The organism is Streptomyces sp. MB09-02B (assembly GCF_033794485.1).
In the GTDB taxonomy this organism is placed as follows: domain Bacteria; phylum Actinomycetota; class Actinomycetes; order Streptomycetales; family Streptomycetaceae; genus Streptomyces.
In genome coordinates this window covers 1-659 of the sequence record NZ_JARGEE010000988.1, presented here as the reverse complement: position 1 = coordinate 659, position 659 = coordinate 1, and the positions used below count along the sequence as shown (strand labels likewise).

1 protein-coding gene is annotated in these 659 nt (G+C 72.7%); it reads right to left on the bottom strand.

Annotated elements, in window-relative coordinates; all coding sequences use genetic code 11:
* A partial coding sequence (locus P1P70_RS45495; protein ID WP_319248466.1) for a fructose PTS transporter subunit IIA occupies nucleotides 1–598 on the bottom strand: 598 nt, incomplete at its 3' end.
* Between the last annotated feature and the right edge of the window lie 61 nt (nucleotides 599–659).

Genomic DNA, 659 nt, shown 5'->3' with positions numbered 1-659 from the left:
GGGTCGCCGGGGCCGGAATCGTGCTGACCGCGGCGGCGTCGGGGGAGGCCGTTCCGCCCGACACCGCCGCGGAGTCTTCGGTGTTCTCGGTGTTCTCGGTGCCCTCGGCGCTATCGGCGCTATCGGCGCTATCGGCGCTATCGGCGCTATCGCCCGGAGCGTCGCCTCGGATCAGGGCAGCCGCGTGAGCCGCGTCGTCCACGGCGCGCAGCGTGTCCGTGAACTCGGTGTTCATCAGCTGGCGGGCGAGGGAGGAGAGGATCGTCAGGTGGGCGTCGTCCGCGCCCGCCGGGGCGGCGATCAGGAAGATCAGGTCGGCGGGGCCGTCGGGTGCGCCGAAGTCGACGCCGGCCGCGCTGCGACCGAAGGCGAGGGTCGGCTCGGTGACGTGTTCGCTGCGGCAGTGCGGGATGCCGATGCCGCCGTCGAGACCGGTCGGCATCTGCGCCTCACGGGCCGCCACGTCGGCCAGGAAGCCGTCCAGGTCGGTGACCCGGCCCTTCGCCACCATGCGTTCGGCGAGGGCACGCGCCGCCGCTTCCTTCGTATCGGCGGACAGGTCGAGGTCGACCAGGTCCGCGGTGATCATCTCGCTCATCGCGGGCTCCTTCGCACGCGTATCGCCCGGGGGCTTTGGTGGGCGGGGGTGGGGACGGAAG